Origin of the sequence: Paraburkholderia sp. BR10954, assembly GCF_040965775.1 — a bacterium.
GTDB classification, from domain to species: Bacteria; Pseudomonadota; Gammaproteobacteria; order Burkholderiales; family Burkholderiaceae; genus Paraburkholderia; species Paraburkholderia youngii.
Genome location: NZ_JBFRCK010000018.1, coordinates 81649 through 95062 on the forward strand (window position 1 = coordinate 81649; position 13414 = coordinate 95062).

At 63.5% G+C, this 13414-nt stretch carries 11 protein-coding genes; 4 read left to right on the plus strand and 7 right to left on the minus strand.

Features of this window, described 5'->3' with window-relative positions; all coding sequences use genetic code 11:
* The first annotated feature begins 122 nt into the window (after positions 1-122).
* Both AB4Y34_RS23650 and AB4Y34_RS23655 read left to right on the plus strand, forming a co-directional pair.
* Positions 123-311, plus strand: a complete 189-nt coding sequence (locus AB4Y34_RS23650) for a hypothetical protein (protein WP_368717378.1) — start codon at positions 123-125, stop codon at positions 309-311.
* Between the two features lie 733 nt (positions 312-1044).
* Positions 1045-3009: an enterotoxin gene (locus AB4Y34_RS23655; RefSeq protein WP_368717379.1), complete on the plus strand. Its 1965-nt coding sequence runs from the start codon at positions 1045-1047 to the stop codon at positions 3007-3009.
* 19 nt (positions 3010-3028) lie between these two features.
* Here the strand turns inward: AB4Y34_RS23655 and AB4Y34_RS23660 are convergent, their stop codons facing one another.
* Positions 3029-4900, minus strand: a complete 1872-nt coding sequence (locus AB4Y34_RS23660; RefSeq protein WP_368717380.1) for a beta-galactosidase — start codon at positions 4898-4900, stop codon at positions 3029-3031.
* Positions 4901-5021: 121 nt separating this feature from the next.
* On the opposite strand from AB4Y34_RS23660, the gene AB4Y34_RS23665 reads away from it, so the two are divergent.
* Complete coding sequence (locus tag AB4Y34_RS23665) at positions 5022-6764, plus strand: tetratricopeptide repeat protein (protein ID WP_368717381.1); 1743 nt, start codon at positions 5022-5024, stop codon at positions 6762-6764.
* Between the two features lie 66 nt (positions 6765-6830).
* Here the strand turns inward: AB4Y34_RS23665 and AB4Y34_RS23670 are convergent, their stop codons facing one another.
* A complete protein-coding gene (locus tag AB4Y34_RS23670; RefSeq protein ID WP_018436237.1) occupies positions 6831-7079 on the minus strand; it encodes a hypothetical protein in 249 nt (82 codons plus the stop codon).
* Between the two features lie 195 nt (positions 7080-7274).
* Between AB4Y34_RS23670 and AB4Y34_RS23675 the strand changes: the two genes are divergently transcribed.
* A complete protein-coding gene (locus tag AB4Y34_RS23675) occupies positions 7275-7766 on the plus strand; it encodes an aminoacyl-tRNA deacylase (RefSeq protein ID WP_176121979.1) in 492 nt (163 codons plus the stop codon).
* 24 nt (positions 7767-7790) lie between these two features.
* Here AB4Y34_RS23675 and AB4Y34_RS23680 read toward each other — a convergent pair whose 3' ends face one another.
* The 5 genes from AB4Y34_RS23680 to AB4Y34_RS23700 all read right to left on the minus strand — a co-directional run bounded on the left by AB4Y34_RS23680 (position 7791) and on the right by AB4Y34_RS23700 (position 13413).
* Positions 7791-9035: a D-amino acid dehydrogenase gene (locus AB4Y34_RS23680; RefSeq protein ID WP_368717382.1), complete on the minus strand. Its 1245-nt coding sequence runs from the start codon at positions 9033-9035 to the stop codon at positions 7791-7793.
* A 33-nt stretch (positions 9036-9068) separates the two neighbouring features.
* Entirely contained in the window at positions 9069-9914 is an 846-nt protein-coding gene (locus tag AB4Y34_RS23685) for a DUF1989 domain-containing protein (RefSeq protein WP_176366625.1), read from the minus strand.
* A gap of 68 nt (positions 9915-9982) precedes the next feature.
* Positions 9983-10714, minus strand: coding sequence for an ABC transporter ATP-binding protein (locus AB4Y34_RS23690; protein ID WP_176111231.1), 732 nt, complete (start codon positions 10712-10714; stop codon positions 9983-9985).
* A complete protein-coding gene (locus tag AB4Y34_RS23695) occupies positions 10702-12510 on the minus strand; it encodes an ATP-binding cassette domain-containing protein (RefSeq protein ID WP_368717383.1) in 1809 nt (602 codons plus the stop codon). The genes AB4Y34_RS23690 and AB4Y34_RS23695 overlap by 13 nt, the downstream gene beginning before the upstream one ends.
* A 3-nt stretch (positions 12511-12513) precedes the next feature.
* A complete protein-coding gene (locus AB4Y34_RS23700; protein WP_176378239.1) occupies positions 12514-13413 on the minus strand; it encodes a branched-chain amino acid ABC transporter permease in 900 nt (299 codons plus the stop codon).
* Between the last annotated feature and the right edge of the window lies 1 nt (position 13414).

Below are 13414 nucleotides of genomic sequence, written 5' to 3' on the forward strand. Positions count from 1 at the left end.
AGCTTTTTCCGGCTTTCCGGGTGCGGCGGTCCGGGTTGTCATGAATGACGCGCACCGTACTCAGGAAGGCGGCATAACCGCCGGGCTGTTTCGGCCTAGAATTCTCCGAGGAGGTGCCAGTCATGTCAGCTACCAGGTGCAACGATCCAGGCCGTCGCGCCTATCAAGCCGCACTGGACAGAACGACCCGCTACCCTTCGGAGCACGTCACGATGACAGCCAGTTCCAGGAAAAGGCTGCGCCCCAGTGCGCCGCATCGCAAGGTCGGGCGCGGCAAGGTCGGCGTCGGCGGCAAGAGCAGCGAAAGGTAGGAAGGCTCGTGGTGACGTCAACGAGACATCACCCCGGACGATTCATTATTGGCGACCCGCGCGCTTCGTCGCAGAGGTGTCGTTGCATGCCGCGGTTTCCGCACACGCTCGACAGACGATTGAGACAGCGTTTGCGCAGATCGAAAGCAAGCTCACCGACGGGTGTTCGTACGCGTTGCCGTGCGGCTATACGATCGTCGATCCGTTTCTGCTTGTTCTTTATCGGCGGGCCATGCGCAGCGGCCTACCGATGGGTGACACGTATCAGGCTTTGACCGCATCGACGCGGCGCGTCCTCGCGCGGCCGGCGGTACAACGTGCACTCCATAGTGAATGCATTTCGCTCGAGTCTTGACGGCCGCCCCCAGTCTTATCGACAGAACTGCAAGATGGCATCGGCGACGTCCCGCGGCGCTCCGGGTTTTGCCGTTACCATCATCGCCGATAGTCAGCGAGTCGAAGGTTTGCGCCTGCTGGGTCGCGAAGAAGGCTTGCCCGCGTTGCCGGTTGCACGTTTCTACGCGTTTCCCCGCTCCGGCTCGCCCGCCTGCGCGGATTTGATCGGTGCCGCACGCCGGGCAGGCCAGCAAGGTCGCTTCAGTCCACGCCCACTTCGCGCGTGAGCGGTCTGTCGCCCCATGAGAAAATTTCACCCGCGCGCGCCGTGCCTTGAACACCTAGGTCCTTTGCCGTTACGCTATTTGCTGCTGCTCTGGCCCGAGACAGGTGCTCCATGCGCGCCAACCATGCTTTGCCTACGCAAACCGGCATGCCCGTGCTGCAGACGACGGGCCATCTCTCCTCATTCGGCAATGACGCGATTGCATTGCGCTGGACGCACGAGAACGAACGTCTCGCCGGTTTCTCGCTGATGGATTGCGAGCGCAAACGCACGCTGCTCCTTATCGCGCCGTTCACGCTCACGCTCGCTGACGGAACCACCACGGGCCTGGCCGAGATGAAGGTCGTTGCGCCGGTGAGCAACGCGGCGGTCGATCCCAACCCGCGTGCGTCCCGCCTGGGCGAACGAATCGCAGGGCGGCGCGCGAGCATCTCCCTGGTCGATACTCATGGACGCCTAAAGGTGCAATGGAGCGTCGAGCAACGCGACGGGTCACGATATCTGCGCGTCCAACTTGCGATTACGGCGCTTCTTCGGGACGAAGCGATCACCGCCGTGTCATTGCTGCAGACGCGCGCTGCTGGCGCGAAGGCCAGTCCTGAGCGCAAGGGCACGCCGGTCGTTGCGGGCAACTTTTATCTGGGCTTCGAGCATCCGCTGGCGACAAGTCAGGTGGAGGGCGACACCTTTGGCTTTACGCTGCATCGCGCGTTGCCTCTACAGAAAAACAGAACGCTGGTCTACTCGGCTGTGGCAGGTGTAGCCAGTGACGGCCAGATTCGGCGCGACTTCGGCATCTATCTGGAGCGGGAACGCGCCCGCCCATATCGGCCGTTTCTGCACTACAACAGCTGGGGCGACATCGGCTACCTGACGCCATATACGCAGGAACAGGCGCTCGAACGCATCGAAACGATCGGCCACGAGTTGCATGCAGTGCGCGGGGTGCAAATCGATTCGTTTCTGTTCGACGATGGCTGGGACGACCTTGGCGGCGGCTGGCAATTCAGCAACGCATTTCCAGATGGCTTCGTTCCGCTGCGCGACGCTGCCGCGCGATTTGGCGCCGCTCCCGGCATATGGCTTTCGCCGTGGGGCGGCTACGGTACGCCGAAACAGGAACGCGTAGCGCGAGGACGTGCCGCTGGTTATGAGGTCATCGACAACGGTCTCGCGTTGTCGGGTCCGACGTATTACCGGCGCTTTCATGAGGTCGTGATGGACATGCTCGACAAGGGCGGCGTCAATCAATTCAAGTTCGACGGCACGGGCAATGCCGACAGGGTGTTTCCTGGCAGCCTGTTCGACAGCGATTGGGACGCGGCGATTCAACTGATCGAGGACATCCGCGCGGCCAAGCCCCAAACCTTCATCAATCTCACGACAGGTACGCATCCGTCGCCGTTCTGGCTGCGCCATGTCGACTCCATCTGGCGCGGCGGCAGCGACGATGGCCTGGCGGGAAGCGGCACGAACCGCGAGCGCTGGATCACCTACCGCGACACGCAGACGTATCACAACGTCGTGGAGCGCAGTCCGCTCTTTCCGCTCAATTCGCTGATGCTGCACGGCATGCTCTATGCGCAGTGCAATCCACGCCTCAATACGTCGACGGCACACGCATTCTCCAACGAAGTGTGGTCGTACTTCGGGACCGGCACGCAATTGCAGGAGCTATACATCACGCCGGCGCTGCTGGGCGAGCACGACTGGGATGAGCTTGCGCGCGCCGCCAGATGGGCGCGCGAAAACGGCGACATCCTGCGCGACAGCCATTGGATTGGTGGCGCGCCGGACGAACAGGCGGCTTACGGTTGGGCAGCGTGGGCGCCGCGCAAGTCGATCGTGACGCTGCGCAACCCTCACAGTCGCACACAACGCTTCATGCTCGACCTGCGGTGCCAACTGGAGTTGCCGGATGGGGCGGCGGGCCGATTCGAAGCGCGCGGCGTTGGGCGTGCAAGGGCTTCCGGCATTCCCGCTCAACTGGACGCTGATGTACCGCATGCAGTGCAACTCGCGCCGTGCGAAGTGCTCACGCTCGAACTGCTGCCGGTCGCCGCCGCGAAACGGTGAAGGGGAGAAGGCGTGCGCGCTAGTACAGGCGATCGGCCAGTGGAATCGGCCTCGCGTCGATCTGATGGAGGTCGAAGACCAGTACCTCGTTGTGACCTTGCACGAGCCACGGCGCGGGGCAATACAGGCGCTTTTGCGGGCCGATGTTCCAGTAGCGTCCCAGGTTGTGACCATTGATCCAGACGATACCCTTGGTCCAGTTGCTCATGTCGAGCCAGGTGTCGCCGACTTCGGTCAGCAGCACACTCGCCTTGAAAAAGAGACCGGGTCTACTCGGGTTCGTGCAGCCTTCGTTGAGGTTGGCGATAAACGTTTCATCCATCGGCAACAGGTGGACGTCCCATTGCTCGAGCAACGAGACTGAGCCGTCTACGTGTTGCATCGTGACCGGTTCGAGCAGACCTTTGCGGTCGACGAGCGCGGGTCCGAAGTTGACGCGTCCCATGGCCTCGACGAATATCTCCAGCGGTACGAGACTGTCCGTGCTCGACCCTTGATTCTGCCGCGCCGAAGGCAGGGCAAGCGGCGCGCGATGCATCATGTGGAGCGACTGCGCGTACCTGCGCGGCAGTTGCGCTCTCGATACGCCGCCCGCGTACTGTTCACCAAGGAAAACGGTCGCGTAGTCGTGAACGCCGCTGATATCCAGCACACCGCGCGCGTGCTCTGGCAAAAACTTGCGATACAGCACGAAGCCAAACGCCTGACCGTAGTGTTCGAACGACTGCGGTTCGACGCCTTGCTCGTGCGGCAGTGCCGCTGGCAGGTTGTCCCAGATCGACGCGTAGAGCGTTGGCATCAAGGCCCCAACGCCTGCGCAGTCAAGCGTGGCGATGGCATCCGGTATGGCTGGCAACGGTTCGGGCAGATAGCTGGCGATCAGGTCTCGATACTTGAGGTACTTCGGCGTCGCCATGCCTTGTTCGTTGATCGGCGCGGAGTAGTCGTAGCTCGTGATGTCGGGCTGATAGTTGCCCGAATCGTCCACGTTCGCGCCGGCAAAAAAGCTGAAGCTCGTGCCGCCGTGAATCACATACAGGTTGAACGACAGTCGCGCCTGCATGAACGTGGCCAAGCTGCTGGAGAGGTCGTAGTCCACGCCCGCGAAGCCCGCTTCGCCCCAATGCGTGAGCCACCCCGGATACACCTCGCCTGCCATCGCGGGCACCGAGGGGAAATTGCGGCGCACCGTTGCGATTTGCGCTGCGTTGCCGTTGCTCAGCGCGATCGCGCCGCCCGTCACCGTGGTGTGATTGCGTTCGAGTTGCGCGAGACCGTCTTCGGTGTAGAACGGCCCGCTTATGCCTCCTTTGAGCCAAAGCTGCCTGAGCTCTTCGAGGTAAGCCGGATTGCTCGCATACGAACCGAATTCGTTTTCGATCTGGATCATCAGGATCGGACCGCCGTGCTCGCTCATCAATGGCTTGATGCGCGGGACCAGTTCGTCGATATAGCGAGCCACCGCCGCCATGTAGCGAGGATCGGTGGCCGAGTCGGTTCGCAACTGGATGTCCGGCTCGCGCAACAGCCAGGCCGGCAGACCGCCCAGATCCCACTCTGCGCAAACGTAAGGCCCGGGGCGCAACAGCACCCACATCTGCTCGGATCGACATAGGCGAATGAAGGCCTCGATATCGCGATTACCGCTGTGGAAGTCGAACACGCCTCTGTGCGTCTCATGGTAATTCCACATGATGTACAACGCGACGCAGTTCATCCCCATCGCCCTTGCCATGCGGATCCGCTGTTGCCAGTATTCGCACGGGATGCGGGCTGGATGCATCTCGCCGCTGCGAACCTGGAACGGTAGGCCGTCGAGCAGGAAGTGTTCGCCGTCGGGGCTAAAGGAGAAGGTGTGGCCGCGTTCGAGGTTCACGATGGGCGTCGTCAAGTGGGCGAATGTAGGCTAACTGTATTCGATAGAATGAATGCACGCGACGGCATTGCGGCATTCCGGGCGAAGCGATGCGCCGCGCAACGCTGTAGCGGTAATTCTGTAGGCCTGACTGGAAATGAGTACGGGCAAGATTTTGTCCGGCATCGCGATGGCCGCGCTGTCCACCGCATGCGCCGCTGCGGGGGCGTCCGGTGCGTGTGTGCCGTCGTTCTCCGAGGTCGCCGTCAAGGATGGACTCGAAGTGCGGACCGGCTGCGCTGTCTCCGCGCCCGCGCTCCCACGCGTCACCGAACGGCTGAACCGCGCGGTGAAGCACGACGGGCTCTCCGCCGAGCAACGTGCCGCGCTGGCGACAGCGGCCAACACGATGCTGCACGCGATCTTCTCGCAGACAGATCACGACGAAGCCACCAACGAAGCCGCGCTCAACAACTTCGAACCGATCCTCGAAAGCCTCGCATCGCAGATCAGGACGCGCTCCGATATCGACCTCAGAGCCGAGGCTTCGGAATGGAACGCACGCTATGAAGAGCTGCTGCGCAGGTTGTCGATCACGCACAGCACGGCCCCCACCGAACTGCAGGCCGCCGCCGCCGTGAGGCGTCTCGATCTGGATCGCGCCTCTGCGTTGCTGATGCGGCTCATGGCCGCGGCAACCGGTACCTCCCAGCTAAGCGCCGCGCGCAACTACGAAGCGGCGAGCGTCGAACTGCTTCGCTTCATGCCATGGAACGCGCTGCCGTACCTGGAGCATGCCCATGCGCTGCAACCCGACGATAAGGACATCGCCACCGCATTCGCCGACACGCTGCTCGTGCAGCACGAGCCCGAGCGTGCCGAGCCGGTGTATCGAGCGCTACAGGTCCAGTATCGGACGCTTGCGCAACAGCGTCCCGCCGCATGGCAGCCGTCCATCGCGCGGACGCTCGGCAAGCTTGGCAGTCTTTATGTGATGCGGCAGCAGCAGAAGGAAGCCGAAGCCGCATGGCTGCACGCGCTCGAAATCTACTGGGCGCTCGCGCGCGCGGACCCTTCGGTCTACGGTCCCGCAGTGGCTAACTCCTTCGATAGCCTCGCAACGTTGTACCGCGACACGCAGCGTCTGCAGGATGCGGCAGACGCGTGGCGCGAAGCCCTCGCCCTCGACCGTGCGCTGGCCCGACAGGACCCGGCAAAGTACCGGCCCGCGGTCGCGATGACGCTCAACGACCTCGGCATCCTCTACAGTGCGACCCAGCGCACCCATGACGCGGAACTCGCCTATCTCGAAGCGCTCGGCATTCAGCGCGCACTCGAACATGACAATCCCGCCGCCTGGCGTCCGGCGCTTGCGCGCACGCTGAATAACCTCGGGAACTTCTATAGCGCAAGCGGGCGGCTGCCGGAAGCGGAGCACGCTTACCGGCAAGCTCTGAAGATCCGTCAACAGCTCGCCCGCGAAAATCCCGCGATCTACGAGCCCGACGTGGCGCATACGCTAGGCAATCTGGGCGTGCTGTACCGCCTCGAACGGCAGCCGGCCAAGGCGCTGCAGACCTACCAGGACGCGCTGCGGATCGTCCACGCGCTGTCGCGCGATACGCCGGTTGCGTACCAGCCTGACGAGGCACGGATACTGAACAATCTGGGCGTACTCTACAGCCGCACCGGCAGGCCGCGCGAAGCGGAAGACGCATGGCGACGAGCGCTGGATCTGTACCGCAAACTCGCCCACGACGATCCGTTGACCTGGCGGCAGGATCAAGCACGCACGTTGCGGAATCTGGGCACGCTGCTCAGCCACACGCAACGTTCGGCGGAAGGCGACGCATTGGAACGCGAGGCCGACGAGCTCATCGATTCAACGCGGGCGCAATAGCTCCCGAGGCAAGCCGCCGGGCCGCAACCGAGACGCACCAGTGGGGAAATCGTCGGCTGTCGGCGCTCATCCAAATACGCCCCGGATCACGTCTTTCTCAAATTCGACGGTCCACGCGGTGCCGTGCCCGGTCTGGTACTCCCGTTCCCGCAGTGATGACGTGCGAACGACGGTGACACTGCCCCTCAGCGGGTAGACCTCGTCGACGATATCGGTCGCTCCGGTCTCCTGAAGGACAAAGTCGGACTCGGCGAGATGGTGCCGACGCAGGACGGCGAGAAAATCAGCCCTTTCGTCGGGTGCGATCACTGACATTGGGCGCCTCCTTTGGGCTGAGTCTCGCCGAAAAACCCGTGATCGATCGAGACGTAGCCGGCCCCTTATAAGGTACAAACCGTGCTTTCATTCTAGGCGTTTGCGCCACTTGGCGTGCGGATTGCCGGTGCGTGAACTATTCTGAAAAGATCGCAAGTGTTCATTCCTTTTCAGATATTCGACAGGAGGTGTGCCATGGCGATGTCGCCAACCTTGCAGGAGTGCCTGCGCAGCAAGGGTTCCCGCTACGAAGTCGTGCGTCATCCGTACAGCCACTCGAGTGTCGAAACGGCTGCCGCGGCGCACATTCCGGGTGACCGCCTTGCCAAGACCGTGCTGCTCGAAGACGAACACGGCTATGTGGCCGCCGTGCTGCCATCGACTTACGCCGTGCAGCTCTCCGAGTTCTGGAGCAAGACCGGGCGCCGGCTTGCTCTCGCCACGGAAGTCGAACTGCGCGAATTGTTCAAGGACTGCGATGCGGGAGCGGTGCCGCCGATTTGTATGGCGTATGGCATGAAAACCTACCTGGAGTCGAGTCTGGCAGGCCAGCCCGACGTCTACTTCGAGGCGGGCGATCATGAAGAACTCGTTCATATGGAAGCGGATCAGTTCCTCGCGCTGATGGACGATGCGGAGCGTGCGCATTTCGCACGGCGGATGCGAGGGTTGGGCGGTCGGGCCTGAGGCGGGGCCCGAGTGGTGCCGCCCTCAGTCGCAAAGCAGCCCTACCATCGGAATCGCCGGGGTTCGTCCCGCGATCAGGTCGGCCGTGATTCGAGCCGATCCGTGTGACATCGTCCAGCCGATATGACCGTGGCCGGTGTTTAGATAAAGATTGCGGTACTTCTTGCGTCCAAAAAACGGCAGGTTCGTTGGTGTCATCGGCCTCAGCCCGGCCCACATTTCGGCGCGATCGTAGTTGGCGCCGGCCGGGTAGAGTTCCTGCGTCACGCTCTTCATGAAGGCAAAATCAGAAGGCTTGTGGCTCGTGTCGTAGCCAGCAAACTCCGCTGTTGCCGTGACCCGGAGCCGATCGCCGAAGCGCGAGATTGCGACCAGGTTGTGCTCGTCCACCGCTGCAACGGCGGGTGGCATGGGCCGCCCATCGATCGGAATCGTCAGCGAGTATCCCTTGATCGGATAGATCGCAAGATCGATGCCGATCTGTCGGGCGAGAACCGGACTATAGGGGCCGAGGGCGAGCACATACGCGTCGCCTTTGACAAGGCCTCGGCTCGTTCTCGTGCCTGCTATGTCCTGCCCGGCGGTTTCGAAGCCGTCGATCGTCGCATCCGTCAGAAGCGTACCGCCACGCGCGACGACCTTTTCCGCAAGGGCGCGGGTGAACTTCGCAGGGTCTCCGGTCTCATCGGTCGGGCAGTGAATGGCGCCCGCTATCCGGTCTTTTGCCGAAGCCAGCGACGGGTCGAGCGCGAGCACCTCATCGGGGCTGAGGACCCTGATGACTTGCCCGTCGGATTCCAGCAGTTTCATATGTTCGATTCCGCGGTCCTGCGCCTCCTGAGTCCGATGGAGATAGAGAATTCCGCGCTCGTTTCGATCGTATTCGATGGCCTCCCCAGCGACTACATCCTGTAGCACTCGCTGAGAATACGCGGCAAGCCGATGCTTGAGCAGGGTATTGCGGCGTGCCTTCTCCGATGTGCATTCCATCAGGAAACGCCACGACCAGCTGTAAAGCCTCGGGTCCGCCGAGAACTTGAAGCGCAACGCCTGATCTTTCAGCACCAGCGATTTGAGCAGAATCATTGGCGCTCTGGGCGAGGACCAGACAAAGGAATGCCCGGGCGCGATCATGCCCGCGTTACCCCAACTGGTTTCCGCGGCGACTAAAGGCTGCCGCTCGACGATCACGACCTCATGGCCATCTTTCTGCAACTGGTACGCGGTCGTCACACCGACCACCCCGCCGCCGAGCACGATAATTTTCATAATGTCCTGAGATACAAGGGGGCTGCGGCAGTCTCACTTCCATTGCGGCTGATTCAGCACCATTCCGTGCTGTCCCTTGTAGGCAGCCACAGCCGGCGGCGTCCACCCGTCCAGCATCTGCGGCGCGAGTTGCCAGACCTCGATGCCGAGCGGCCGGCACACTTCCAGAGGATCGCGCGCGTCGGGCCCCCACATCGGCACTGACAGATCGCCGCCCGGACAGGTCGACAGTGCGCACAGCAAGTCGATCTCCGCGAAGAATTCGAGGTAGTCGCCTTTCTTCGCCGGACACGCCTTCATGAAGTATTTGTCGTCGAGATTCAGGCCGGTGCACTGGAACACGTTGAGCACGTCATGGACGTCGTACTCGGTCAACCCATACGGCGCGATGGCGCGCGTCAGATTGGAGTGGCAGTGGAAATGAAAATCCTCGCCGGTCAGCATGCGGTTCACGTAGGGGTCACAGCGCGTGCCGAGCAGATCGTGGACACGGCCGCCGTGCTCGTCGACGCCGTAGCCGGCGAGACTGTCGTCGGTGATGGTCACCATCGGACGCAGGAATGGCAGCGTCGACCACAGACGGTCGAACGTGCTCACGTGCGCCTGCTGCAACTGGCGCGTGCGCGACGCCCACATGCGCTCGCGCGGGTTGTGCCGGTTCCATATGTTCAGGTCGGCAACCTGCGGGCCTTCGATCGTGACGATGCGAAACACGTGCCCGGCCGGCACGGTCCACGCTCGCCCCGAACGGATCGGCACGACGATCGATTCGACCAGCGTGCGGGTGTCGTGCTGTGAGGCGATGCGCTGATAGAAGGTCTTGTCGACGTCGAGCGCCGAGCCTTTGGTGGACTGATAGGCAGCAGGGTAATTCAGCATCATGCGTTCTCCCTCGAACTCAGGCCTGAGCCTGTATTAGGATTTGCTCGCGCGGCTCGGTTGGCGGGTTACTCTGCCGACATGGCACTGCCCCCCAGATAGGCAGCGCGGACGCGGCTGTCCTGAGCCAGCTCGCGGGCGGACCCCGCGAGCGCAATGCGCCCACTTTCCAGCACGTAAGCCCGATGCGCGATTCGCAGCGCCTGGCGGGCGTTCTGCTCGACCAGAAGTATCGACGTGCCTTCGCGGCAGATGTCGGCGACCATCCCAAAGATCGCGCGGACCAGCTTCGGCGCGAGTCCCATCGACGGTTCGTCCAGCACCACGATACGCGGGCGCAGCATCAGGGCTCGGGCAATCGCCAGCATCTGCTGTTCGCCGCCACTGAGCGTGCCTGCCAGCTGGCTGCGGCGCTCGCCGAGCCGGGGGAAAGTCGCATACAGCTGATCCCTTCGCTGTTGCAATGCCGTACTGTCGCGCCGGATCAGATAGCCGCCGAGATGCAGGTTTTCCTCCACCGTCAGCGCCCCGAAAATGCGCCGCCCCTCGGGCACATGACCCAGGCCCAGCGCCACGATCTGATGTGCGCGCAATCCCATCAGGCGCTGGCCATCCATCGCAATGTTGCCCGCGCGCGGCCGGATCAATCCGGAAATCGCCCGCAGTGTCGTCGTTTTTCCGGCGCCGTTGCTGCCAAGCAACGCGACGACCTCGCCCTGTGCGACGTCCAGCGAGATGCCGTGCAGCACTTCGACAGTCCCATAGCTGACGCGCAGATCGCGGATTTCTAGGAGTCCCACAGCGATTTCTCCCCGGCGGTATCGTCGCTCGCCTCGTCCTTTTCGGCTGTGCCGAGATAGGCATCGATCACACGAGGGTCCGCCTGGATCGCGGCGGGCGGGCCCTCGGCGATGATGACGCCGTGATCCATCACGATGATCCGGTCCGACACGCCCATTACCAGCATCATGTCGTGCTCGATCAACAGCACCGTCACGCCATGATCCCGGATTCGCCGGATCAGTTCCATCAGCGCGCGTTTCTCTGTGGGGTTCATGCCCGCTGCGGGCTCGTCGAGCAGCAGCAGGCGAGGGCTGCTGGCGAGCGCACGGGCGATCTCCAGTCTGCGTTGGTCGCCGTAGGGCAGATCGGCGGCGCGCTCGCCCGACCTGCCGGCAAGACCGACGAAGGCGAGCCAGCGCAGGCCCTCCGTGGAATGGTCCGCGGCCTCGGCGCGCGCGGACGGCAACGCCAGAAGCTCGGCGGCGAGCGGTGTCCGAAGCCGATGATCCATGCCGGTCAGCACGTTTTCGAAGGCCGTCATGTGGCCGAACAGGCGGATGCCCTGGAAGGTGCGCGCCATGCCTTGATGGACGATGCGATGGGGCGCGCCGCCGGCAAGCCGTTCTCCGCACCAGACGATCTGGCCGCCAGTCGGGCGGATCACGCCGGTCAGGCAGTTGAACACGGTCGTCTTGCCGGCGCCGTTCGGACCGATCAGGCTCACGATCTCGCCGCTCTGCACCACGAAGCTGACACCGCCGAGCGCCAGCACGCCGCCGAAGCGGCGCTGCATGTCGCGTACCTCCAGCAGGGTCTCATCGGTGACGGCGTGGCTAGGCACGGGAGCCCGATCGGCGTCAGCGCCCTTGCGCGCCGGCGCGACGCGGCGCAACGGCGCTGGCCACAAGCCCTGCGGCCTTAGCAGCATCAGGACCACGAGCCCGATCGCGAAAGCGAAGATGCGCCAGAGGTTGAGAAACCGCAGTATTTCCGGCAAGCCGGCGACGATGATGGCGCCGAGGATCACGCCCGGAATGCTGCCGCGGCCGCCGAGCACGACGACGATCAGGATCGTGACCGATTGCAGATACGTGAAGCCGGTCGGATCGATGGTGCCGAAGCGGGCGGCGAACAGGCTGCCGCCCAGCCCGCCGATCAACGCGCCCATCACATAGGCGAGCAGCTTGACGCGCAGCGTCGGCACGCCGACGGCCTCGGCAGCCGCCTCGTCCTCGCGGATGCTGGTCCAGGCGCGGCCCAGCCGCGAGCGGCCGAGCCGGATCGCGAACACGAGCACCACCACGAGGAACGCCATGCCCAGTTCGTAGAGCGCTTGCGGCGAACTGATCTCGAAGCCGAACAGGCTCGGGCTCGCGATGCCGAAGATGCCGTTCGGGCCACCCGTGATGTCGAGATTGGTGGCGACGATACGCGTAATTTCGCCGAACCCCAGCGTGACGATCGCCAGATAGTCGCTGCGCAGGCGCAGGGTGGGGTAGCCGATCACGATGCCCGATACCGCGGTGAACGCCAGACTGAACGGCAGCGTTTCCCAGAACGAGAAGTGCAGCAGGGTTTCCAGCAACGCCGTCGTGTACGCGCCGATCGCGAAGAAGGCCGCGTAGCCCAGATCGAGCAATCCGGCATAACCGACCACGATGTTCAGCCCAAGACCCAGGATCGAATAGGTGACGATGGTCAGGCCGACATCGACGACATAGTTGCTGGCGACAGCGGGCAGCGCCACGGCGGCGGCCAGCAGCGCAGCGCCGACAGGCCTGGCCCAGCGCGCGGAAGCCTGACGGGCGCTCATGGACTACATTCTCTCGACGACGCGTTCGCCGAACAGCCCGGTCGGCTTGACCACGAGCACGGCGATCAGCACGCCGAAGACGAACACGTCGGTCCATTGCGAAGAGACATAGCCCGCGCCGAAGGCTTCGAGCAGGCCGATCAGGATGCCGCCCGCCATCGCGCCCGGGATGTTGCCGATGCCGCCGAGGACCGCGGCGGTGAACGCGCGCAGGCCCAGCACGAAACCCATGAAGAAATTGATCTGCGTGTAGTAAAGCCCTTCCATGACGCCCGCCACGGCGGCCAGCACCGACCCCAGCAGAAAGGTGAGCTGGATCAGGCGTTCGACGTCGATGCCCATCAGACGCGCGGCGTCCTGATCGATGGCCAGCGCCCGCATCGCGGTCCCGAGGAACGTGTGATGAACGAAGAAATACAGTGCCAGCATCAGGGCCAGGCTCGCGACGATGATGCCGATCTGCGCGAAGGTGATCTGCACCCCGTGGAGCTCGAACCCCGCCTGGCTCAACACATGCGGATAGGTGCGAAAGCCCGCACCGTAGATCAGCAGCACCCCATTTTGCAGCGCCAGCGAGACGCCCAGCGCGGTGATCAGAATCGACAGCCGCGGCGCGCGCAGCAACGGCTGATACGCAAGCCGCTCGATCAGCAGGCCGAGCGCGCCCGTGACCGTCATGGCGGCCGCCAGAGCGATCAGCAGTGCGAGGGCGAGCGGCAGATGCGCGGACGCCAGCATCATCAGGCCGGTCCAGCCGATGAACGCGCCGACCATGAACAGGTCGCCATGAGCGAAGTTGATCAGCCGGATGATCCCGTAGACCATCGTGTAGCCGAGGGCGACGAGCGCGTAGAACGAGCCGGTCGTCAGCCCTTCGATGACGAACTGGAAGAAGTCGCTCATG